We start from the raw sequence: 1,814 nt of genomic DNA on the forward strand, positions 1-1,814 counted from the left end.
GCCGCAACCGCCGGGGCCGGCTCGGCCCGTTCCGCCGACGGGCGCGGACGGCCCTTGGCGAGCTGCGCGGAGGCCCGCTGGACGAAATCGTGGAAGATCCCGGCCGGCATCTCGCCGCCGAACATCCGGTTCATCGGGCTGTCGTCGTCGTTGCCGATCCAGACCCCGACCACGAGGTCCGGGGTCATGCCGACGAACCAGGCGTCGCGGAAATCCTGGCTGGTGCCGGTCTTGCCGCCGATGATCTGGCCCGGCACCCGCGCCGCCCGGCCGGTCCCTGAATCGACCACCGCCTGGAGCGAATCGAGCATCATCTGGCGCGGCTCCTGCGCCAAGGTGGCGGCCGGCGCCGGCTCGGCCCGGACGTAGAGCGGCTGCGGGGCCGCCCCGCGGATCGCGTGGATGCCGAAGCTCGCGAGCGGCGCGCGGCCGGAGAGCACGGAGCCGTAGGCGCGGGTCATCTCCAGCAGGCTGACGGTGCCGGACCCGAGGACGAGGCTCGGCACGTTCGGCAGCTCGGACTGGATCCCCAGCTTGCGCGCGGTGGCGATCACCGCCGGGATGCCGACATCCTGCCCGAGCTGAGCCGCCACCGTGTTGATCGACAGCGCGAAGGCGGTCCGCAGCGGCACAGAGCCGCGATAGCGCCCGTCGTCGTTCTCGGGCTCCCAGTCGCCGATGCGCACCGGGCGATCGTCCATCACGCTCTCGGGCGTCAGGCCCTGCTCGTAGGCCGTCAGGTAGACCAGGAGCTTGAACAGCGAGCCCGGCTGGCGCTTGGCCTGGACCGCCCGGTTGAACTGGCTGTCCTCGTAATCCCGGCCGCCCACCATCGCGAGGATCGCACCGGCCTTCGACAGCACCACCATGGCGGCCTGGCCGACCTTGCGCTTGGCGCCGTCCTTGTCGAGGCGCCTGGCGACGACGCCCTCCGCGAGGCTCTGCAGGTCGAGGTTGAGGGTGGAGCGCACCGTCATGTCGCCGTCGGTGCCGGCGAGCCGCTTCACGTCGCCGGCGATCATGTCGAGGAAGTAGTTGGTGCCGGGCGGCGCCTCGGGCGGAGACTTCAGGGTGACGCTCTGCTTGCGCGCGGCGTCGGCCTCCTTCTGCGAGATCGCCCCGGTCTCCACCATGGCCTGGAGCACCACGTCGGCCCGCTCCTTGGCGCCGCCGAGGTTGCGGGTGGGGGCGAGCTGCGAGGGCGCCCGCACCAGCCCGGCCAGCATGGCCGCCTCGGGCAGGGTCAGGGCCTTGGCGGGCTTGCCGAAATAGCGCCGGGCGGCCGCGTCCGCCCCGTAGGCGCCGGCCCCGAAATAGGCGGCGTCGAGATAGCCGAGCAGGATCTCGTCCTTGCTCATCGTGGTCTCGACCCGCAGCGCCAGGAACGCCTCCTGGACCTTGCGCCAGAGCGTCTTCTCCTGGTTGAGCGAGGTCAGGCGGACATATTGCTGCGTGATCGTCGAGCCGCCCTCGCGCACCCCGCCGCCCGCGGCGTTGCGCCAGGCGGCGCGGGCGAGGCCACGCAGGTCGATGCCCCAGTGGCTGTAGAACCGGCGATCCTCGATCGCGACGATCGCCTTGGCGAGGTTCGGGGGCAGGTCGGCGGCGGTGAGCTTCTGGCCGCGGAAGCTGCCCCGGGTGGCGAAGACCCGGCCGTCATCGGCCTCGACGGTGATCGCCCGCTGGCCGGTCTCGACGACCGCCCCGCCCAGCGGCGGCAGGGTCACCAGGGCGGCCAGCAGGTAGACCGCCAGCGCCAGGGCCGGCAGCAGGATCGCGGCCCCGGCGGCGAGCAGAACGGGCCGGCGCCGCAG

At 72.8% G+C, this 1,814-nt stretch carries 1 protein-coding gene; it reads right to left on the reverse strand.

The features are described from left to right. Positions 1-1,814, reverse strand: a 1,814-nt coding sequence (locus tag FV228_RS28610; RefSeq protein ID WP_147857570.1) for a PBP1A family penicillin-binding protein, incomplete at both ends; no start/stop codon positions are given.

Source organism: Methylobacterium sp. WL18 (assembly GCF_008040015.1).
GTDB lineage: Bacteria > Pseudomonadota > Alphaproteobacteria > Rhizobiales > Beijerinckiaceae > Methylobacterium > Methylobacterium mesophilicum.